The organism is Sphingobacterium sp. Ag1 (assembly GCF_000988325.1).
Lineage (GTDB): Bacteria > Bacteroidota > Bacteroidia > Sphingobacteriales > Sphingobacteriaceae > Sphingobacterium.
In genome coordinates this window covers 816,198-836,585 of sequence record NZ_LBGU01000043.1, presented here as the reverse complement: position 1 = coordinate 836,585, position 20,388 = coordinate 816,198, and the positions used below count along the sequence as shown (strand labels likewise).

General features: G+C 38.4%; 19 protein-coding genes. 12 read left to right on the top strand and 7 right to left on the bottom strand.

What is annotated here, in order from left to right; translation table 11 throughout:
* The first annotated feature begins 130 nt into the window (after nt 1-130).
* The 3 genes from rpoN (at nt 131) to AAW12_RS20835 (ending at nt 3,719) form a co-directional block, all read left to right on the top strand.
* Nucleotides 131-1,597: an RNA polymerase factor sigma-54 gene (gene rpoN, locus AAW12_RS20845; protein ID WP_046675476.1), complete on the top strand. Its 1,467-nt coding sequence runs from the start codon at nt 131-133 to the stop codon at nt 1,595-1,597.
* A gap of 80 nt (nt 1,598-1,677) precedes the next feature.
* Nucleotides 1,678-2,553: a carbon-nitrogen hydrolase gene (locus AAW12_RS20840; RefSeq protein ID WP_046675475.1), complete on the top strand. Its 876-nt coding sequence runs from the start codon at nt 1,678-1,680 to the stop codon at nt 2,551-2,553.
* Between the two features lie 89 nt (nt 2,554-2,642).
* Nucleotides 2,643-3,719 carry an agmatine/peptidylarginine deiminase gene (locus AAW12_RS20835; RefSeq protein WP_046675474.1) on the top strand — a complete coding sequence of 359 codons (1,077 nt, stop codon included), beginning with the start codon at nt 2,643-2,645 and terminating at the stop codon, nt 3,717-3,719.
* Nucleotides 3,720-3,824: 105 nt separating this feature from the next.
* Here the strand turns inward: AAW12_RS20835 and agaR are convergent, their stop codons facing one another.
* The 3 genes from agaR to proS form a co-directional block, all read right to left on the bottom strand.
* On the bottom strand, nt 3,825-4,586 hold the full coding sequence (gene agaR, locus AAW12_RS20830; protein WP_046675473.1) for a transcriptional repressor AgaR: 762 nt from the start codon (nt 4,584-4,586) through the stop codon (nt 3,825-3,827).
* 220 nt (nt 4,587-4,806) lie between these two features.
* The gene (locus AAW12_RS20825; RefSeq protein WP_046675472.1) at nt 4,807-5,595 is read right to left on the bottom strand and encodes a hypothetical protein; all 789 of its coding nucleotides are present in this window, start codon (nt 5,593-5,595) and stop codon (nt 4,807-4,809) included.
* A 15-nt stretch (nt 5,596-5,610) separates the two neighbouring features.
* Nucleotides 5,611-7,083 (bottom strand): proline--tRNA ligase, encoded by a 1,473-nt coding sequence (gene proS, locus AAW12_RS20820; protein WP_046675471.1) that lies wholly within the window; start codon nt 7,081-7,083, stop codon nt 5,611-5,613.
* A 178-nt stretch (nt 7,084-7,261) separates the two neighbouring features.
* On the opposite strand from proS, the gene AAW12_RS26100 reads away from it, so the two are divergent.
* The 6 genes from AAW12_RS26100 (at nt 7,262) to purH (ending at nt 14,291) form a co-directional block, all read left to right on the top strand.
* The gene (locus AAW12_RS26100; RefSeq protein ID WP_084823262.1) at nt 7,262-8,455 is read left to right on the top strand and encodes a hypothetical protein; all 1,194 of its coding nucleotides are present in this window, start codon (nt 7,262-7,264) and stop codon (nt 8,453-8,455) included.
* A 70-nt stretch (nt 8,456-8,525) separates the two neighbouring features.
* A complete protein-coding gene (locus AAW12_RS20800; protein WP_046675467.1) occupies nt 8,526-10,118 on the top strand; it encodes a hypothetical protein in 1,593 nt (530 codons plus the stop codon).
* A gap of 162 nt (nt 10,119-10,280) precedes the next feature.
* Nucleotides 10,281-11,036, top strand: coding sequence for a hypothetical protein (locus AAW12_RS20795; protein ID WP_046675466.1), 756 nt, complete (start codon nt 10,281-10,283; stop codon nt 11,034-11,036).
* Between the two features lie 11 nt (nt 11,037-11,047).
* Nucleotides 11,048-11,971, top strand: a complete 924-nt coding sequence (locus AAW12_RS20790; protein ID WP_046675465.1) for a LysM peptidoglycan-binding domain-containing protein — start codon at nt 11,048-11,050, stop codon at nt 11,969-11,971.
* 32 nt (nt 11,972-12,003) lie between these two features.
* Nucleotides 12,004-12,642 carry a uridine kinase gene (locus AAW12_RS20785; protein ID WP_046675464.1) on the top strand — a complete coding sequence of 213 codons (639 nt, stop codon included), beginning with the start codon at nt 12,004-12,006 and terminating at the stop codon, nt 12,640-12,642.
* Between the two features lie 122 nt (nt 12,643-12,764).
* Nucleotides 12,765-14,291 (top strand): bifunctional phosphoribosylaminoimidazolecarboxamide formyltransferase/IMP cyclohydrolase, encoded by a 1,527-nt coding sequence (purH, locus tag AAW12_RS20780; RefSeq protein ID WP_046675463.1) that lies wholly within the window; start codon nt 12,765-12,767, stop codon nt 14,289-14,291.
* A 54-nt stretch (nt 14,292-14,345) separates the two neighbouring features.
* On the opposite strand, the gene AAW12_RS20775 is transcribed toward purH, so the two are convergent.
* Nucleotides 14,346-14,714 carry a YkvA family protein gene (locus AAW12_RS20775; RefSeq protein WP_053003880.1) on the bottom strand — a complete coding sequence of 123 codons (369 nt, stop codon included), beginning with the start codon at nt 14,712-14,714 and terminating at the stop codon, nt 14,346-14,348.
* Nucleotides 14,715-15,017: 303 nt separating this feature from the next.
* Between AAW12_RS20775 and AAW12_RS20770 the strand changes: the two genes are divergently transcribed.
* The gene (locus AAW12_RS20770) at nt 15,018-15,728 is read left to right on the top strand and encodes a DUF4397 domain-containing protein (RefSeq protein ID WP_046675462.1); all 711 of its coding nucleotides are present in this window, start codon (nt 15,018-15,020) and stop codon (nt 15,726-15,728) included.
* Between the two features lie 87 nt (nt 15,729-15,815).
* Here AAW12_RS20770 and AAW12_RS20765 read toward each other — a convergent pair whose 3' ends face one another.
* A complete protein-coding gene (locus AAW12_RS20765) occupies nt 15,816-16,121 on the bottom strand; it encodes an FtsB family cell division protein (protein ID WP_046675461.1) in 306 nt (101 codons plus the stop codon).
* 230 nt (nt 16,122-16,351) lie between these two features.
* Here AAW12_RS20765 and lpxB point away from each other — a divergent pair, with 230 nt between their 5' ends.
* Together lpxB and AAW12_RS20755 are read left to right on the top strand one after the other, a co-directional pair.
* On the top strand, nt 16,352-17,467 hold the full coding sequence (lpxB, locus tag AAW12_RS20760; RefSeq protein WP_046675460.1) for a lipid-A-disaccharide synthase: 1,116 nt from the start codon (nt 16,352-16,354) through the stop codon (nt 17,465-17,467).
* 57 nt (nt 17,468-17,524) lie between these two features.
* Nucleotides 17,525-18,160, top strand: coding sequence for a hypothetical protein (locus AAW12_RS20755; protein ID WP_046675459.1), 636 nt, complete (start codon nt 17,525-17,527; stop codon nt 18,158-18,160).
* Between the two features lie 66 nt (nt 18,161-18,226).
* On the opposite strand, the gene AAW12_RS20750 is transcribed toward AAW12_RS20755, so the two are convergent.
* Together AAW12_RS20750 and AAW12_RS20745 are read right to left on the bottom strand one after the other, a co-directional pair.
* Nucleotides 18,227-19,306, bottom strand: a complete 1,080-nt coding sequence (locus AAW12_RS20750) for a DUF3810 domain-containing protein (protein ID WP_046675458.1) — start codon at nt 19,304-19,306, stop codon at nt 18,227-18,229.
* Between the two features lie 20 nt (nt 19,307-19,326).
* Complete coding sequence (locus tag AAW12_RS20745) at nt 19,327-20,385, bottom strand: nucleoid-associated protein (protein ID WP_046675457.1); 1,059 nt, start codon at nt 20,383-20,385, stop codon at nt 19,327-19,329.
* Between the last annotated feature and the right edge of the window lie 3 nt (nt 20,386-20,388).

Genomic DNA, 20,388 nt, shown 5'->3' with positions numbered 1-20,388 from the left:
CTCAAATTTCTTTATCACTTTTTTCCCGCGTTCCACAAATATTATACCTATTTTTTATTTATTATCGATTTTATTTTAAAATAATAATGATATTTGTTTAAATTTAGATGTAAAAAAGTCAACTATTAGCATGTTAAAACAAACATTACAACAAAAGCTATTACAGAAATTGTCCCCGCAGCAAATACAATTTATAAAATTGTTGCAGGTTCCGACTGTTTCATTAGATGCGAGAATCAAGGAAGAATTAGAAGAAAACCCTGCGTTAGAAGATGGTAGCTTGACTAATATGATCGATCCTATAGAAGAATACCCCGATAAAGATCCAGACGACAATTTCGACAATGAAGACGGATTCGACTCAGAAGACTTTAGTTTAGAAGACTATATCCAGGAAGATGATTTCAAAGATTACGGCAACGGCTACGACTATGGAGACGACGATGACGACCGCAAAGAAATGCCTGTTGCTATCCAACACTCCTTTTATGAGCAGTTACAACAACAATTAGACCTTTTAGCTTTAGATGACAAGCACTTTTTAATTGGCCAGCAAATTATTGGCAGTCTAGATGACGACGGCTATTTACGCCGCCCCATCATCAATCTTGTTGACGACCTCGCTTTTGGCCAAAATGTAATGACCGATGAACAGGAAGTATTGGATATGTTAAAGGTAATTCAAGATTTTGAGCCTGCAGGAATTGGAGCACGAGATCTGCAAGAGTGCCTATTGATCCAATTACAAAAAAAGGACACACAAAATCCCACAATCAAACTCGCTATTAAAGTGGTAGCGAATTACCTGGAAGAGTTCACCAAAAAGCATTACGATAAATTAGAAAAATCTTTAGGCGTTTCATCAGAGGATTTAAAAAACGTAGTCAACGAAATCCTAAAACTTAATCCAAAACCAGGAGATTCTGGCGCAGTTGCAGGCAAGCAACTACATATTATCCCGGATTTCCATATCAGCAATAATGATGGAACACTGCATCTGACTTTAAATGGCCGAAATGCGCCTGAGCTCCGCATCAGTCGTGATTACCAACACATGTTTGAACATTACGAGAAATCAGATCAAAAGGATAAAAAAATGAAAGAGGCTGTGCAATTCGTCAAACAAAAACTGGATTCAGCCAAATGGTTTATTGATGCAATAAAACAGCGTCAACAAACCCTACTAAAAACAATGAATGCAATCATGGAATACCAATATGATTATTTCCTCACTGGTGATGATCGTAAGCTAAAACCAATGATATTAAAAGACATCGCCGACAAAATCGATATGGATATATCAACTGTGTCACGGGTAGCAAATTCAAAATACGTACAAACAGAATTTGGAACATTTCTCTTAAAATCGTTTTTCTCTGAAGCTATTCAAACGGATTCTGGTGAAGAAGTCTCCAATAAAGAGGTTAAGAAAATATTGGAGGAGTGCATCTCAAAAGAAAATAAACGGAAGCCCTTAGCCGACGAGAAACTCACTGAGATTCTCAAAGAAAAAGGTTACAATATTGCGCGGCGAACGGTTGCAAAATATCGGGAAGCATTGAACATTCCGGTAGCAAGATTACGAAAAGAGCTCTAAGAGCTCTTTTTGTTTTTCCTACCGACCAAATCCAAATTAAGAATAGTATCTTTGTGCTGTATTAAAATAAGCATTAAAGAATGAGCAAAGTAAAAGTTGGAGTTGTACAGATGAGCTGTACCGCAAGCAAACAAGAGAATCTCGAAAAAGCTATCGCTAAAGTAAAAGAAGCCGCTGCAAAAGGTGCGCAAATTGTGTGTCTGCAAGAACTATTTACCTCTTTATATTTCTGCGATGTGGAAGATTATGACAATTTCGCACTGGCTGAAGCCATTCCGGGTCCATCAACGGACGCCCTATCGGCTGTTGCTAAAGAAGCAGGTGTCGTCATTATCGCTTCATTATTTGAAAAAAGAGCAGAAGGACTGTACCATAATACAACCGCTGTATTGGATGCAGACGGTTCCTATTTAGGAAAATATCGCAAAATGCATATTCCAGATGACCCTGCGTTTTACGAAAAATTCTATTTTACTCCAGGCGATTTAGGCTACAAAGTATTCAAAACAAAATTTGGAAGAATAGGCATCTTAATTTGCTGGGATCAATGGTATCCGGAAGCATCTCGAATTACCGCATTGATGGGTGCCGAAATTTTATTCTATCCTACTGCTATTGGATGGGCAACAGACCAAGATGAAGAAACCAACAAAGATCAATATAATGCATGGCAAACAATACAACGCTCCCATGCCGTTGCAAACGGCGTTCCTGTTGTATCCGTTAACCGTGTGGGATTTGAACAAAATGGTGCAATGAAATTCTGGGGTGGAAGCTTCGTGACGAATGGACAAGGTAAATTACTGTACCTTGCTTCACATGACAAAGAAGAAATTGAGGTCGTCGAACTAGATTTAAATGAATCGGACTATTTCAGAAAACATTGGCCATTTTTGAGAGACCGAAGAATCGAAACATACGCGCCGATCACCAAACGTTTTATTGACGAAGACTAATATTGGATATGCTAGCCATTTCAGTTTCGAAGGCATACCAATGTGCTGAAACAAACTGAAATGGCTTTTTTAATCCCGCTAAAATAAGTATGGAACAAAAAAAAACATTCACCCTGGACTATTTTGACAATTCCCCAAAACAACAGGGCTTCTCTTTTCCCGCAGAATGGGCAAAGCAAGAAGCCTTATGGTTGAGCTGGCCACATAAAGAGGAATCTTGGCCCGGGAAGATCGAAACAATATACAAACCTTATTGCGAATTTATTAAAGCCGTAGCAGCAGGGCAAAAAGTAAGGATTAACGTCGCTAATGAGGAAATGCAAAATTTTGCTATTACCGCACTCAAAGAAGTGACAACAGATTTTAGCAATATCGAATTCTACTTTAATCCGACTAACGATGCTTGGTGTAGAGACCACGGTCCCGCTTTTATTATTAACCAAGCAACAAATCAAAAAGCAGTAGTCGACTGGGGCTATAATGCCTGGGGTGGAAAATACCCTCCTTTCGACCTGGACGATATTGTTCCGACACGTATTGCCACAACATTCAACCTTCCTCTATTTGTCCCTGATATCGTCATGGAAGGCGGTTCAGTTGAGTTTAATGGCGCAGGAACAATCATGACAACAACTGCTTGTCTATTGAATAAAAACCGAAATCCACACCTGACAAAAGAGCAGATAGAAACTTATTTAAAAGAATTTTACGGTCAGGAACAGGTTTTATGGCTTGGAGACGGTATCGTTGGAGACGACACCGATGGGCACATTGACGATATTACACGTTTCGTCAACGAAAATACCGTTTTAACAGTTGTCGAGGAAGATCCAACGGATGAAAACTACGAGATACTTCAAGAAAATCTAGCAACACTTCGTTCATTTAGACTCTTAAATGGAGAACCTCTGCATATCATTGAGCTCCCAATGCCAGCACCGGTCATCTATGACGAAACAAGACTGCCTGCTTCTTATGCTAATTTCTACATTGCAAACGATGTCGTTGTCGTGCCGATCTTCAACGATAAAAATGACCAAAGAGCACTGGATATTATTCAAGACTGTTTCCCTACACGTAAAGTCATCGGTATAAATTCCGTGGACATTATTTGGGGGCTGGGAAGTTTCCACTGTTTAAGCCAGCAGGAGCCGGCACTGAGCTAAAAAAACTGTCCATAGAAAAAATGTCCCCAAAAAGTTAAACACTCTTTTAGGGACATTTTTTATGATAAAAAGACGAGCATAGTTTTGAGTTTTTGTTAAACTGTGTTAAACAACTATGACGTTTACCCCAGCTTTTTCTAACGATTCCACAAAGCTTGTATTTACTTTGTCATCGGTAATTAATATATCAATTTTATCAAAACCACAAATTCGTCCGAAACTTCTTCTTCCAAATTTGGAAGAATCTGCAAGAACGACAACTTTTTGAGCCGTATCGATCATAATGCGATTTAATTGAGCCTCCTGCGCACTTGACGTGGATACCCCGTACTCCAGGTCAATCCCGTCCACGCCCAAAAACAATTTACTGCAATAAAAATCCTGTAATAAATTTTCTGCATACTTTCCCGTTACGGATGTTGAGGTCTTGCGAAGCGTCCCCCCCATCTGCATGATTTCAACCGAAGGATATTTGATCAATTCCATTGCAACATTCAATGCTGAAGTCACTACAGTAATATTTCCTTTAGGAACAATCTGCTTTGCTAGCGACTGCATGGTCGTTCCTGAAGCTATAATGATGGAATCATTTTCCTCAATCATTTCAGCCGCTTTTTTCCCGATCCTGCTTTTATCATCCGAACGAAGTTTCTCTTTTTCAAATACGGTACGATCAGTCGTATAAGGATTATATTGTGTTGCCCCGCCATGCGTTCTAAACAACAATCCACTATCTTCCAACAAGGTCAAATCCTTCCGAATGGTCACAGAGGAAACGCCCAATTCCTCACATAGATCAATTACCTGAACTACGCCGACTTCCTTTAATTGTTTTAAGATATATTGATGTCTCTCTACATTTGTCATGGCTCTATTATAATATGGTGTTAAAATACTAATCTATTATCGGTTTGTTCAAAGGAAAACACCAATATCCGGCAAAAATTTCTCGATATCGGTAAATTCCCACAAATATGACCCTCTACTTAAATTTCCCATAGTAGAATTGATGTTAAAATAATGAAATTATTTAATTTTTTCACCTTGGTAGTCACAAATTCATTTTTCTTTTTAAAATAAAAATGAATTAAAATTGCAAAGGATCGGGCAGGACATATTCATACTCCAGTTCCTCTTGAAGTAATTCACCCCTAACTATTTTTTGAATCGTATTCGTTGCTTCGAATGCAAGTGGCAAAATATAGCCATATTTTTTTGCCGACGCTAGAATTACGTCCTTTTTTTTAGGATGTAAAGGAGCAACAACATTGTATACAGTATGTTTAAGCACATTGCAAGATGCCGCCTCTAACAGTCTGATCACATCATCGATATGAACAAAATTGGCAGGCTGTTCACCCGTCGTACAAATACGTTCGGAAAAATATTTGGCAAAAACACGGTTTTTACCAAACAAACCTCCTAATCGATAAATTATCGTATCAGCCAATCCCAACATGCATGCTTCAGCAAGCAAGAGTTTTGATGAGAGCTCGGTTGTATCTGCATAGTATTCATCAAATACAGCATCTTTATCCGGATAAATTCCAATAGAGCTCAGAAAGACTTGTTTCTTCCAAGTAATGTGCCTGTAAAATGATTTAATATTCGAAAATCTGTTTTCAAGAATCGCTACGCTATTTTTCTGACTTGCCGGTACACTGTTTAATACGAAGTCAAATTGAGTAGGTAAATCTATCCTTGCTGGAAAGTTTTCATAATCAAAGTCTAGAATAAATGAAAAAATACCATCGGCATTAAGCCGATGGTATTTTTCAGATGTTGTCGTACTAGCCCAAACCTCATGGCCTTGATACTTCATATGTAGCGCAAAAGATTCTGCAAGCCAACCACATCCCAAAATGAGTATCCTCATATTCTGATAAGACTATTAATAGGCTTTTGCAAAGAGTACGCGACGATTTGAAGGCTTCCCGGTAAAGATACAAACACCTTCCTCTTCTTTCGCATCCAGAGGAATACAACGAATTGTTGCCTTGGTTTCTTCTTTTACGCGTTTTTCCGTTTCTGTTGTTCCATCCCAATGACAAGAGATAAAACCACCCTTACCTTCCAGTACTTCTTTAAACTCATCATACGAATTCACTTCAGTAAAATGCGATGTCCTGAAATTTAATGCTTTTTGGTATATATTTTCTTGTATAGTGTCTAGCAATTGTACAATAGTACCGGCCAAGCCCTCCTGAGCAACCGTTTCCTTCGTTTGGGTATCACGTCGCGCTAATTCTACCGTACCATTTTGCATATCTCTTGCCCCAACTGCGACACGTACAGGAACACCCTTTAACTCCCATTCTGCAAATTTAAAGCCCGGACGTTGAGTGTCCCGATCGTCGTATTTTACGGATATGTCGTTCACCCGTAATTCTTTTGTCAACTGATTCACGAATTCATCGATCTGTGCTTTTTCTGCATCAGTTTTAAAAATCGGAACAATGACAACTTGAATTGGTGCCAATTTTGGTGGCAATACCAATCCTTGATCATCTGAGTGAGCCATAATCAATGCACCCATCAAACGTGTAGAAACACCCCAAGAAGTCGCCCAAACATGCTCCAATTTTCCTTCTTTAGACGTAAATTTCACGTCAAACGCCTTTGCAAAGTTTTGGCCGAGGAAATGAGAAGTTCCTGCTTGCAATGCTTTTCCATCTTGCATCAATGCTTCAATACAATAGGTATCCAAGGCACCCGCAAAACGTTCGTTTTCTGTTTTTCTACCACGTACAACAGGTACAGCCAATATCTTTTCAGCAAATTCAGCATAGACATCAAGCATACGTTCGGTTTCTTCAATAGCCTCTTCTCTGGTTGCGTGAGCTGTATGGCCCTCCTGCCACAAAAACTCTGCAGTACGCAAGAAAAGACGTGTACGCATTTCCCATCGTACGACGTTGGCCCATTGGTTGACCAAAATTGGAAGATCACGATAAGATTCAATCCAACCACGGTAGGTATTCCATATAATCGTTTCAGAAGTCGGACGTACAATTAGCTCTTCCTCCAATTTCGCCTCCTCATCCACTACGATCTTGCCTGTACCATCGTTTTTTAATCTATAATGAGTTACTACCGCGCATTCGGTAGCGAAACCTTCCACATGCGCAGCTTCTTTAGAAAAAAACGATTTGGGAATGAATAAAGGGAAATAAGCGTTGCTATGACCTGTTTCTTTAAATCTTTTATCTAAGATCGCTTGCATCCGTTCCCAGATAGCGTACCCGTATGGTTTGATCACCATACAGCCTCGTACAGCTGAATTTTCAGCTAGATCAGCTTTGATCACAAGCTCGTTATACCATTGCGAATAATCTTCAGCACGACTTGTTATTCCTTTACTCATATGAAATTGATAAATTATTGTAACATTATTACGTTAAATCCCGTCTGTAATTCTAATACGAAAAGCGTTCAATAAAAAATATTTGTATTTTTGATTACTTCGATTAAACCCCTTCGAGAAATCTGCGTCTAAGATAGTAAATAAGGCTGTATAATCGAAAATAAGGATTTAGGATATTATGAAAAAAAATAGATTATTTATCGGAGCACTTGCCATAACAGGAGCGTTCATGCTGGGTTCCTGCGGTACAAGTAGGCAAATCTATGGCGACGATGTCTATGGCAATAATGGGCAAGCGAGACAAAAGGTTTATCAAAGCCCAGATTACTATTACACAGATGCAGATCAGTCCCAACCAAATGGACAGGCACAAGGCGGTTACTATGATGACGAATATTCTGATCAGGATTACAATAATGATTCCTATGAAGATCTTGAATATGCAAACCGTATCAATCGTTTCTATTACGCTAGTCCGGGCATGACGTACTTTGACCCATTTTTTGATCCATGGTATGGTTATGGTTTCGGTGGTTGGTATGGATACGGCCCTTCATTCGGAATGGGATGGGGATGGAACTCTGGATGGGGTTCATCGTGGTCTATCGGCCTCGGATGGGGTTGGGGATCTAGCTGGGGCTGGGGCTCTCCTTGGTATGGCGGTTACAGACCTTGGGGTGGCTGGTATGGCGGCGGCTACTGGGGATCTGGTTGGTATGGAAACGGTTACTGGGGCGGTGGCTACTGGGGTAACTCAAGACCACGCTACGCATCAAGTAGATCTGTATACAGAGATAACTATAACACGCGCAGTTCATCATCACGAACCCGAACTTCAGGTGGATATGACCGTAACAGTGTTGCTCGAAGTTCTGGAGGATACGACCGTACTGGCGTAGCACGTGATTCTAGAGGCAGAATCACATCCGTTGCTAGTAGATCAAGAAATTCTGATGGCACGGTATCTTCACGGAGTTCTTCATACGATAGAACTGGAGGAAGAACAAGAACATCAGATGGCGTTTCGAACAGAGCTTACTCAGACGGTATGCGTTCAAGAACATCAGATAGAGTCAATGGCTCCTATCCAAACAACACACGTAGCACCTCTAGCGGATATTATAATAATGATTCCAGATCACGAAACAGTTCAGGAGAGGTATCTCGTCCGATGAGCCGTTCGATGGAAACACGTTCCAGCAACCCAAGCTCAACGTCAAGACCGTCGTATACTCCGCCAACAAGAAGCTATGATAGTGGTTCATCTTCCCGCTCTAGCGGTGGTTTTTCTGGAGGTGGTAGTTCTAGATCTTCGGGAGGAGGCTTCTCTGGAGGCGGTAGCTCAAGATCAAGTGGAGGACGTACTCGATAGTTAAAAGCATTTAAACAGTAGCACGCAGCATCTTGTGTGCTACTGATTATTATTGACGATATTTTAGCATATGACAATCAAAAAATTACTTTTTGGAACTGCATTCGTTTTAGGTGCAGCAGGGACTACTCAAGCGCAATATACGAAAGATGTACTTTTATTCTCCCAAGGGGACAATGGCGGAACAGCTCGTTTTAAGGCCATGGGAAATGCATCTACCGCATTAGGTGGAGATATAAGTTCGATTACGAGTAACCCCGCAGGTTTGGGTTACTTCAATCAGTCTGATATATCAGTAACTGGCAGGTACCTGAACAATAAAAACAAAACCGACTATTTTGGTCAAAATTCAAACAGTAGCAAGAACAATTTCAACTTAGATAATGCTGGAATTGTTTTTCACTTACCAACTTACCGCAATGGCGGGAACTTAGATCGAGGCTGGTTAAATTTCAATGTTGGTATTGCTTACAACCGAAATTACGTCTATAACAACCTGTTAGAATATCGAGGAGTAAATAATACGAGTTCGATATCAGATGCCTATTCAGACCGTCTTTCAGATGTCGGAGGAACTCAAGGCTGGGGCCAGGAAGTCTATAACAACTCTTTGTTATTCGACGTAGACCCCAAAAATGCAGGCGCCTATATACCAATTACTGTTGGCGGAACTTTTGATGGAAAAAATGGCTTTAATCAAGTAAACTCGATCTTAGAAAAAGGAAGTAAGTCCGAATCTGTTTTGTCATTTGGTGCCAATTATAGCAACAAATTGTATTTGGGAGCCTCTTTAGGTTTCACTGCGTTTACTTACGACAATTCCAGCTGGTTTACTGAATATGGTCAAACAATGACCGCCGACCAATTAAAAGCCATCAACAAAGATTCAGAATTTTTAAAACCAACCAATGCCCAAAAGTATGCCATGTTGGATAAAGATTATGAATTATATGATGATTATGCGCAAGCCACTGATGGTACCGGTGTAGACTTTAAACTTGGGGTAATCTATAAATTTACGCCAACGTTTAGCATGGGATTCACCGCTAAGTCACCTACATTTATGAGCATCCGGGATGAATCATATAGCAATTCTGAGTTCCGTTACTTCAGACCAAATGAAGACAAATCATTTAAAGAGTATAGAACCAGTGATGACGCAGGGCACAGTTACTTGGAGTATAACATGAATACACCCTATAAATTGTCTCTGGGGGCAAGCCAATTATTCTCAAGAGGATTAATAACGGCTGATGTCGAATGGGTAGACTACGCCGCTATGCGTTTTAAAGATGTGGGAAATTACAGTAAAACGTTAGAAAAGAACATGAATCAAAACATCAAAGATACTTACCAAGGTGCATTTAATGCCCGAATTGCTGGTGAAGTGATGTTTGATAATGTATTCAGCGGAAGAGCTGGTTTCAATTACAGCGGCAACCCCTATAAAAATGCAGACTACACGAATTATACAGCATCTTTAGGTATCGGCGCTAAACTTGGCCGCGGCATGTATGTTGATTTGACCGGTGCGTATAATGCAGTCAACTACAAAGAAAGCCCGTATTTGATTAATGAGAACTACTGGAATAATGCTAGTCCAGTAGCAGATATAAAAAATCAACGGACTAATGTTGTACTAACAATTGGTTCTAAATTTTAAACAATATTTTTTCTCAAAAAAAAGTCCAGCTATGTCTGGACTTTTTTTTGAGAAAAAATAGCATAAAACAAACATAAAACACGATAAAATCAGTTTACGCGTGATTATACTTGTATATAAAAGTAACTTTATCTAAGTTTGTTCCCTTGGATTGAAAATTACATGGCAAATCACACAATTTCAAAAGCATTCAATTTCATTTTTACATACCCCATTTGGCGGATAGAAATCGATGCGGAGAATAAGTTGATCGCTATAGAGACAAGAAATCCAGATGATACCCTCCCCTATTTTAATGTCATCACTTTTGAAGGGGCTTACGTATTACAAGACTTCAAGGCAATAGCCAAAGAGTGGATCCTAGCTGGAATTCAATGCAAAAAATTAATACTTAAGAAGATTGCCAATAATTCACCTATTGACGCAGGCATACAGGTAATCGATTGCTATAATCCACAGCTTCAAGAAACCTGGTTCAACTACATATTCATCGGTATGGTTGATCAAGGCGTGCTCATTAGACCAAAAGTAATAGCAGAAGGTTTCCAATTATTTTTGAACCTCCAATCGATGTCGATTGAAAGCAAAAATGAAATTCTCTTTAAACCTTATGCTAGCGAGCTCGTCTATCCTATTATCTACAATGGTGAAATACCCCTTTTTTTGAAGGATTTCCCAATTGATGGTGAAATCTGGATAAATACAGTGAATGACTACTTTATTTGGGCTTTCTATGAAAAAGACAGAGACAATTGTTATCAAATCAGGCTAGTGCAATCCACAAGAGAAACATTGACAGAGTCTATTATTGCAGTTTCCAAGCTGGAACTAAAGCTCTTCAACATTTATTTTCTTATTCACAAACAAATATTCCTTTTGACAGATAATAAACGGGAGTTTGTTTCGTATTTAGTATAATTGCAAAATATATGAAAGTTTTATTCGAATTAAAGACATATAAAAAGATAGCTATTCTATCCATCGCGATATTAGCTATTCAACACGTTGAAGCAAAAAACTCAACTTCTTTACGCGCTAATTTTATCCCTGATTCAGTAGGCACTGAAGCAATCAATGGTGAAGAATACGTGCTGTTCAAAATTGAAAAAGGAGATAATTATTACCAGTTAAGTAAAAAGTATAAAACGACGGTAGGCCAATTGACCCAAATAAACGGTAATGGAACATTAAGCCTGGGTCAAATTGTTAAGATTCCAACAGGTCGAAAAGCGAAATCAACAGTAAACAATGACCGTGGAAATACGACAGTGCAAAATCCGCGTAATCCGCAGCAGCAAGAAGGTTTCACGGAATATATCGTTGGTGAGAAAGAGACACTTTATGCCATATCTAAAAGGTTCAGTATTTCTGTTGAAGATATCAAAAAAGCAAATAACTTAAAAAATAATGTTATTGGCGGTGGAATGAAGCTCATGATCCCCAATCAACCCCTGCCTCCTGAACGGCCAAAATTAGTTGAACCTAAAGGAATCGAAATTGTAAGCCCCGATTCTACTGACGGTGATGACAGAGAAGAAAATCAAATTTCAACAAACCGCTACGGAATACGCGAAAAGTCCGAACGTGGTATTGGCGTCTGGATTGATGGGCTATCATCTCAAGGTACAAGCAACCTCGCTCTTCATAAGTCAGCTCCAGTAGGTACTATTTTAAAAATTACTAACCCAATGACCAAAAGTGTGACTTATGCAAAAGTGGTTGGTAAATTTAATGATAATGCCGAAAACCAAAATGCAATTGTCGTGTTGTCAAAGTCTGCCGCCGCGAGCATAGGCGCACTTGATAAACGCTTCCAGGTTGAAATTGCGTATGGATTACCTCTAGAAAATTAACAGAATAAAATAGCTTTTATAGCATAGTAAGAATGAATAACAAACCGTATGTCATAGGAATTGCCGGAAGTAGTGGCTCTGGGAAGACTTTTTTTTTAAATAGCTTTTTAAAACATTTTAACCCACATGAGGTGACCTTAATTTCCCAAGATGATTATTACATCCCTGCCAATACTAAAACTCAGGAGGAAAATAGGCTCTATAACTTCGATATTCCGACATCAATCGACAGAGATGCTTTTTATAAAGATATCAAGGCTCTCTTTAACGGTGAGACAATATATAAAGAAGAGTATACATTTAACAACCCTTCATTAACACCCAAAATATTAGAGATTAAACCGGCACCGATTTTAATTATTGAAGGTTTATTCATTTTCTATTATACAGAGATTAATAATTTAATCAATCATAAGATATTTTTAAGTGCTGATCAGGATATCGCGTTAAGACGACGCTTACACCGCGATCTGGTTGAACGGGGATACTTTGAAGATGATGTCATGTACAAATGGGTAAACCATGTTCTACCCTCCTACAACGAATACCTACTGCCCTATCAGGACACTTGCGATCAGGTCATATTTAACAATACCGATGAACCAGAGCCAATCTGGGAAATCACCAACCAAATTTCTGAAGAGCTAAAATTAAAGCTCAATTTGGTATAAAATTAAAACAATCTAGAAAGGAGAATCTCGTAAACAGATTCTCCTTTCTATTTAAAGTACTTGATTTATTGATATCAAGATTTTAAATACCTATCTTTGCGCCACGAAACAAATCCATCATAATGAACCATCCTGTAAAGATTAAAAATGCATTGGTTTCAGTCTATTATAAAGACGGCCTCGCTCCTTTAGTTGAATTATTAAACAAATACGGTGTTACCTTCTATTCCACTGGTGGAACAGAAACATTTATCAAAGATTTAGGGATAGATGTTGTTCCAGTTGAAGACCTCACCAGCTACCCTTCCATTTTAGGAGGCCGTGTAAAAACATTGCATCCAAAAGTATTTGGCGGTATCTTGGCGCGCCGCCCGCTTGAGTCGGATCAACAACAGCTTGCTCAGTATGAAATACCTGAGATCGATTTGGTTATTGTGGATTTGTATCCTTTTGAAGAAACTGTTGCTTCCGGTGCATCGGAACAAGATATTATCGAGAAAATAGATATCGGTGGAATTTCATTGATACGCGCTGCCGCTAAAAACTTTAACGATGTAGTTATTATCTCTTCCAAAAATGATTACAAAGAATTGGAAGAAATACTAGCAAACCAAGAAGGTAATACGTCGTTGGAACAACGTAAAGAATTTGCTAAACGTGCATTCAATACATCCTCGCATTACGATACGGCAATCTTCAACTATTTCAATCAAGAAAATCCGCTTCAGGTTTTTAAACAATCTGAGCAAAAAGCGCAGGTGTTGCGCTATGGTGAAAACCCGCACCAAAAAGGCATTTTCTTCGGCGACTTAGATAAGATGTTTGATAAATTAAACGGTAAAGAGCTATCTTACAACAATTTGGTTGACGTTGATGCTGCCGTTGCTTTGATTGATGAGTTCACAGAGCCTACATTCGCGATCTTAAAACACACAAATGCTTGTGGGGTTGCCTCACGGTCAACAATCAAACAAGCTTGGTTAGATGCTTTAGCATGTGATCCTGTTTCAGCTTTCGGTGGAGTCTTAATAACGAATGGACAAGTTGATGCGGCAACAGCTGAAGAGATCAATAAATTATTCTTCGAAGTGTTGATTGCACCTTCTTATTCTGAAGAAGCGATTGCTATACTTACCGCAAAGAAAAACAGAATTATTTTGGTTCGTAAAGAGGTTACATTACCTGGACAACAGTTCAAAACTTTATTGAACGGCGTCATTCTTCAAGATAAAGACAATACGATTGAAGGCCCTGAACAAATGGTTACGGTAACGCAAGTAGAGCCAACTGCTGAACAACTGGAGGATCTTTATTTTGCAAACAAAATTGTAAAACACACCAAATCAAATACAATCGTATTTGCTAAAAATGGTACTTTGCTAGCTTCAGGCGTAGGGCAAACTTCTCGTGTAGATGCATTAAAACAAGCTATTGAGAAGGCAATTTCTTTCGGTTTTGACCTTAAAGGCTGTGCGATGGCATCTGATGCCTTCTTCCCTTTCCCTGATTGTGTGGAGATTGCTTCGGAAGCTGGAATAGCAACGGTGTTACAACCTGGTGGTTCAATCAAAGATCAATTATCAATTGATATGGCCAATGAAAAAGGAATTTCCATGGTGACAACAGGTGTTAGACACTTTAAGCACTAATTGAACTTCAATAATAAATAAAAAAAGCTACTTTAGAAAAGTAGCTTTTTTTATTTATCTCGTTTCGACAGGAAACTTTGAACGCTTGTACTGTTCCATCTCAGCGCTGAGTTTGCGAATCGCATAACCAACAATGGCCACATCATCTATCCACCCGCCGACGAGAATAAAATCGGGAATTGCATCAATCGGCGAAACCACATAAAGTATCGTTCCAATAATAATCGATAAATTCCATTTGTCCATTTTATACTTCCCCGTAATGGTGTCCTTACACATCGCAATTAATACGTTGAAGTCGTCCATATAGCCTCCTAGATTCCTCGCTTTTGCCTCCGCCTGTACAAATTCAGATTCCGTAATTTTACGATGCCTAAACTGCTCAAACATTCCCTTCGCAATTCTTTTGATTCTATTGTTCATACTTCAAAATTAGGATTACTAGTTTAACAATCCAAATCCTCGCGCTAAACCAAACACGAACCAGAATCGGATTGCACAGCGAACATAACCAATTCCTTCCCTTCACACGAACTAAATTTTACTTGGAACCAACCAACTACTTTAAATACTCATTGACAAAGGTCATCGGAATAAAAAACGAGGTCTGAATATGGATTTTTATTATTTTTACAAATCGCTGTAGCAAAGTGTCAGTCATCTCCGTATAATAGACAACACAAGCGCAATGTGAGTCACAAAAACAAATTTTAATATTACACGGTTATGAAAAACTATAGATTATTTAATTTTATTGCTATTGCTTTAGCGGCATTCTTTTTAACAAGCTGTCTAAAAGATAACGATGACCAGCCAATTCCTGCCGCATTGCTTACCATGGTTAATGGATACACGGATGCCAATGCAGTTATATATTTTGCAGACGGCGGTCCGCTTCAAAACCCTAATTATCCATTGGGATTCAAGAGTTATGCTCAAATTGGGCTATTTACAGGAGCACGTAGAATTGCAGTCTCCGCTGAATATAACACGAAATTAACGGATACAACTGTAACAATCAAAGATAGCACCATCTATACATCCTTTTTATTTGGAACTAAAGCCAAACCTGTACAGGTGATCACAACAGATCGAATCAATAAAGACATCAAAAATACAGAGTCTGGTTTACGCTTCTTTAATCTTGCTGAAGGTACAGATTTAGTTAGCCTGAAAATAGGCGATCAGGCTTCCCCTTCAGAATGGACCAATAGAGCACAAGAAACACAAAATTCAGCAAGTGCCCATCAGGGATTTATTGCTCAAAAGAGTGGTACATTCACTGTCACAGCTCGTGATAAAGCCGGAAAAACTATCGCAACACGTAGCGACATTAAATTGGTTGAAGGTTATTATTATTCATTAATACTCATAGGCAAGGCTAATGATGAAAAAAAACCTTTATATATTGGTCTAGTAGCCCAAGCCGCAAATTAAAATACCCATATCTATATACTATATAACAACGGCCGTCATGTAAACATGATGGCCGTTGTTTTTTCATTTTATACTATATCGTAGATCTTAATAATTCTCTTTAGGTGCTACTTTAGTAATCACATAAATATCTTCATTATCTTTTTTCATCTTATACTTCTCACGTGCAATACGTTGCACTTCCTGCGGATTTGATCGAATATCGTTTATTGTTTTAATGATAGCCGCATTTTCCTTGAGGTAGAAGGAGCGTTCACTTTCCAAATTCGCTTTCTGCTTTTGATAACTATACTGCGTGGCAAAGTCATTTCGATCAAAAAACAACATCCACACGAGAAAAGCCAAAGCGGCTAACAAATACTTATTTCTTATTAAGGACCACAATCGTTGCATAAGACAAAATTACTATTTACCTTTTATACTTCGGATATTTTCTTCAAAACTTGAACATCTTTAATTAAAGATATGGAATAATATGCTCGAATTCATCATATACCTAGAATAATCTTATCTTTAACAGTTCAAAACGATCATTTGAATGAAATATCCATGGTTAAGACTAAACGCAGTTTTAACGAAAAAAAGATATCTCATAAGATCATAAAGAATAAAATCATTGACATATGAAATACTATCTTATTGCAGGTGAAACTTCAGGAGACTTACATGGTGCCAATCTTATTAAAGCATTAAAAATTGAAGACCCCGATGCGACTTTCCAAATCGTAGGGGGCAATCTCATGCAAGCAGAGGCGGGAAAAAAAGCGTTGATACATACTTCAGAAATGGCCTTTATGGGCTTTATAGAGGTTTTAAAAAATCTGCCCAAGATATCTAGGAATCTCAAACTTGTTAAAAATGATCTATTGAAAGAAAAACCGGATACCGTCATTCTTATAGATTTCCCTGGCTTCAATTTGAAAATTGCTGATTTTGCAAAAAAAAATGGCATCAAAACATGTTATTATATTTCCCCCAAAGTGTGGGCCTGGAATCAAGGCCGCGTAAAGAAAATCAAACGGATTGTCGACCATATGTTTTGTATTCTGCCTTTTGAGGTAGATTTTTATAAAAAGTGGCGCATGCCCGTTGATTACGTTGGAAACCCGCTGTTGGATGCGATTTCAGCCTATCAATTCAACCCAAAGTTCAGGGAGCAGCATGGATTTTCAGAAAAACCCTTGATCGCCCTTTTACCCGGAAGCCGCGAAATGGAAATTGCCAACCTCCTTCCCATCATGGCCGAACTTCCATTTTTCTTTCCTGTACATCAATTTGTCATTGCCGGTGCGCCTAATTTTGATGAAGCCTACTACAAGCAATTTTTTAAAGGTATTGATATTCCCGTAATCTTCAATCAAACCTACGACATTCTCCATAACGCAGAAGCCGCAGTCGTAACGAGTGGAACGGCTACACTCGAAACAGGTATCTTGAAAGTACCTCAGGTTGTCGTTTATAAAGCTAACCCAATATCGGTATGGATTGCCAAATTAGTCATCAAGGTTAAATTTATCTCACTAGTCAATCTAATTAACAATTTCTTATCAGTACGGGAATTGATTCAAGACGAATGCACGGCATACGATATCTCCTATGAAGTAGGTGAACTTATCAATAACAAAGCTCACCGTGCAAGTGTGATGGAAAACTATGATATTTTAGCCGAAAAGCTAGGTTCTCCTGGCGCATCAGAGAAAACTGCCAAATTAATTGTAAAATATCTCGCTAAATTTTAAACTCTTTTACCTTTTATTTGTCAAACTACTAGTTAGTTACAATTAATTAAAAGTTTTATGAAATTTAAATTTATTCTAGGCTTTTTTCTTTGCTTTGCAATGACCTTCACTGGGAAAGCACAAGAAACACAACATATTTCTAAACTGGAAATTGGCAAAAAAGCGAAAAAAAATATCGATAATAGAGACTCTACTGTTGTCATGCACATCGATACCTTAATCATGAAAGACAATTCTACCCTTTCGTTCTATGGTAAGAAAAATGTCAAGCTAACAATTGGTTATGCTGAAATTGGAAATAAAGCAACCATCTATGGAACAGATGGAAAGAATAATGGTGCAAATTTTGACATCAATGCTAATTTTCAAAAATTAGGTTCTCTTTATATCATTGCAAAGGGAGATGACGCTTTTAATGGCACCAAAACTTTTCCGAATGGTAACGGAGGAAAAATTAAAGTCAATTTAACAACTGGTAGCCTTAAACCTCAGACAACAAATAAAAAAGCGCCTAATTATATTTATGGAGATGTTGCAGCAGGTGGGCGGGCTGTCAATGCAAACACGGACTTGAGAAACATCTATGATCGGATTAAAACCGCTCCTACCGGATTGAGAGGCTTGCCTCAAGGGCAAATTTATTCGGGCAGTGCCGGAACTGAAGGTACATTTGAACTAATTTCAACACAATAACAAAATTCCTTAATCCATAAAAAAGGCGTATTATTCTCTAATACGCCTTTTTTAATGGGCTCATTATTATCTACAGCCTCTTCTTTTAAGCTCATAGGCCAACACCAACCGTGTCATCCGATCGTATCGCGCTATGCCTTCCTGTTGATTGTTGTGCTTGAGGTATTGATTATAAAACAATCCCATCACATCGTCAACCCAACCCGTATACTGACTCCAGAAATACCTTTCTTTTTCCATATCGTTCAATACTTTTGCGCTTAATCTTCTCTTGTAATCTTTTCCTAAATCAGGATACATGCCCTGCAGTTCACGTAGCATATACAGTGTGGTCTGTAGATAAGCCGAGTATCGGTAAAAGGTTTGTGGATGTCGCTGTAAGCGAACAAAAGCGATAAAATTCGCCTCGTCTTCAAAACCAATTCCCTGTTGATGCGCAAGTTCATGCACTGTAGTAAAAGGTAAAAAGGTTACTGGCATGGCTTTATTGACATGTGCTTCATGAGTAAATGGATTAAAATAACCCGAGACACCAAAAAAAGAGACTATCCTGCTATTTATGGGTGATTTTACCCTAATTTGACCTCTTGACAGGAAATCTGCAAAAGCCGTATCCTGTTGTACCCATATATTCAAATCCCTTTGAATAGTTTCTTTATGCTCTTCCCATTCGGATGGATCCACATGTTCCCGCAGATTATTTGTACTGTCCAAAAACCCATTCAAAACCACGAGATAATCCGCTAACTTTAAGCTATCAACTTTCAAATTGGCATTTATACTGATTGGTTCACGATAGTAATTCATACCCCATGATAGGTAAAAGAAAAAATAGAGACCTAGTACCAAATTGATCACAGTCAAAACCGAACGAAAGGAACTTTTCCATCTTCCTTTCCATAAATTTCCGATTAATTTAGCAATTGAATAGAGTAGAAATGAAACGACTAGGACATAAAATAGATCACCTAAACTAAAGGGAACATACCCAAAAATAAATCTTGGCACATGACTATAGGAACGGTAAAACCCGCGTGCATAAAACGCCTCAATCCATTGGCTATGTTGCTCAACCAAGGAGAAAATAAAAATTCCAATCAGAAGTAATACTACCGTGAAAACAGCTATTTTATCGCGTTTCTCCATTCAAATAAGCTATAAAACGATTAACTTTCGTTCTCAAAATAGACCTTGTAATAATTCATGCCTTTATCCTCATCGTACCCCTTCTCAAGATATTCACGTTTGCCATGAACATAGATATGAAAATTCTTATCCAGCTTTAAAACAGACTTATAAGAAGATTCCATTTTTTTCACCGCTTTATCCGCTATTTCAAAACTTGCCTGAAATGGAGAGTCAAATTCGTCTTCAAAACCCGCTTTAAAGTCCTGAAATAAAGCAATAGCCTGCGGATTGCCCAGTACTTCCTCCTCAAACTCTTCTTGGACAAAAGTTTCCTTTTCCTTAAAGTAATTCATGGATTTGTTCATCAAATCAATTTTGTCCGCTTTCTCCAGTTCAAATGTCTCATCTAGTTTTTCCTGAACAAAGTTCTTATAGACTTTTAGATAATTCCCTGTTTGATTGAAGTTATCGTTACGCACGCGCAGCTGTAGAAACTCATCTTTCCAGTATACTGCCTCCTGTTGACGGTTTGTCTGATCGAGAACCAGCACCTTATAACCTTCTTCTTCTTCTACATTGATAATAATACAGCCTTTGTCCAGTTTATTTATATTGATCGCCTCCTGCTCATATTCCAACATAAAAGCACCTTGCTCCGGATATACTTTCAGATAAGTCTCTTTATTCTCCGATTTGAATATACCAATAGCATCATGTTCTTCCCCTTCGATCTGTACATTCTTTAAGGCAACGACATATACCTCCCCAGCTTTAATTTTAGGATGGTTGGATACCTCATATAGATGTTTTGAAATTTGTTGGGAAAAATCGTGAAATGGAAGCTGCTCCTTGAAATACTGTCTTGCAAAATAGAAAATCTCATTCAATTCCAGCTCTCCATTCGGATGATATAAGCGATATACCTCATTCACCTTTGCAAAAGGACTCATAAAATACTGCATCAATAGTCCAGGTAACACTTCATCTCCTTCAAGAGATACCGGAGCATCCGACAAAATATAAAATTCATCTTGCGCTTTATTGCCTACACGATGAATGGATAACGCTTCAAAAGTTGCATCTTGGTGAAAAAACATATT

Excerpts from the sequence above, each read along its gene's own strand:
- AAW12_RS20750 (WP_046675458.1), bottom strand. The coding sequence starts at position 19,306 with ATGGAGAAACGCGATAAAATAGCTGTTTTCACGGTAGTATTACTTCTG.
- rpoN (WP_046675476.1), top strand. The coding sequence starts at position 131 with ATGTTAAAACAAACATTACAACAAAAGCTATTACAGAAATTGTCCCCG.
- AAW12_RS20790 (WP_046675465.1), top strand. The coding sequence starts at position 11,048 with ATGAAAGTTTTATTCGAATTAAAGACATATAAAAAGATAGCTATTCTA.
- AAW12_RS20755 (WP_046675459.1), top strand. The coding sequence starts at position 17,525 with ATGAAATTTAAATTTATTCTAGGCTTTTTTCTTTGCTTTGCAATGACC.
- purH (WP_046675463.1), top strand. The coding sequence starts at position 12,765 with ATGAACCATCCTGTAAAGATTAAAAATGCATTGGTTTCAGTCTATTAT.
- AAW12_RS26100 (WP_084823262.1), top strand. The coding sequence starts at position 7,262 with ATGAAAAAAAATAGATTATTTATCGGAGCACTTGCCATAACAGGAGCG.
- AAW12_RS20795 (WP_046675466.1), top strand. The coding sequence starts at position 10,281 with ATGGCAAATCACACAATTTCAAAAGCATTCAATTTCATTTTTACATAC.
- AAW12_RS20785 (WP_046675464.1), top strand. The coding sequence starts at position 12,004 with ATGAATAACAAACCGTATGTCATAGGAATTGCCGGAAGTAGTGGCTCT.
- agaR (WP_046675473.1), bottom strand. The coding sequence starts at position 4,586 with ATGACAAATGTAGAGAGACATCAATATATCTTAAAACAATTAAAGGAA.
- AAW12_RS20825 (WP_046675472.1), bottom strand. The coding sequence starts at position 5,595 with ATGAGGATACTCATTTTGGGATGTGGTTGGCTTGCAGAATCTTTTGCG.
- AAW12_RS20800 (WP_046675467.1), top strand. The coding sequence starts at position 8,526 with ATGACAATCAAAAAATTACTTTTTGGAACTGCATTCGTTTTAGGTGCA.
- AAW12_RS20770 (WP_046675462.1), top strand. The coding sequence starts at position 15,018 with ATGAAAAACTATAGATTATTTAATTTTATTGCTATTGCTTTAGCGGCA.
- AAW12_RS20745 (WP_046675457.1), bottom strand. The coding sequence starts at position 20,385 with ATGTTTTTTCACCAAGATGCAACTTTTGAAGCGTTATCCATTCATCGT.
- proS (WP_046675471.1), bottom strand. The coding sequence starts at position 7,083 with ATGAGTAAAGGAATAACAAGTCGTGCTGAAGATTATTCGCAATGGTAT.
- AAW12_RS20765 (WP_046675461.1), bottom strand. The coding sequence starts at position 16,121 with ATGCAACGATTGTGGTCCTTAATAAGAAATAAGTATTTGTTAGCCGCT.
- AAW12_RS20775 (WP_053003880.1), bottom strand. The coding sequence starts at position 14,714 with ATGAACAATAGAATCAAAAGAATTGCGAAGGGAATGTTTGAGCAGTTT.
- AAW12_RS20840 (WP_046675475.1), top strand. The coding sequence starts at position 1,678 with ATGAGCAAAGTAAAAGTTGGAGTTGTACAGATGAGCTGTACCGCAAGC.
- lpxB (WP_046675460.1), top strand. The coding sequence starts at position 16,352 with ATGAAATACTATCTTATTGCAGGTGAAACTTCAGGAGACTTACATGGT.
- AAW12_RS20835 (WP_046675474.1), top strand. The coding sequence starts at position 2,643 with ATGGAACAAAAAAAAACATTCACCCTGGACTATTTTGACAATTCCCCA.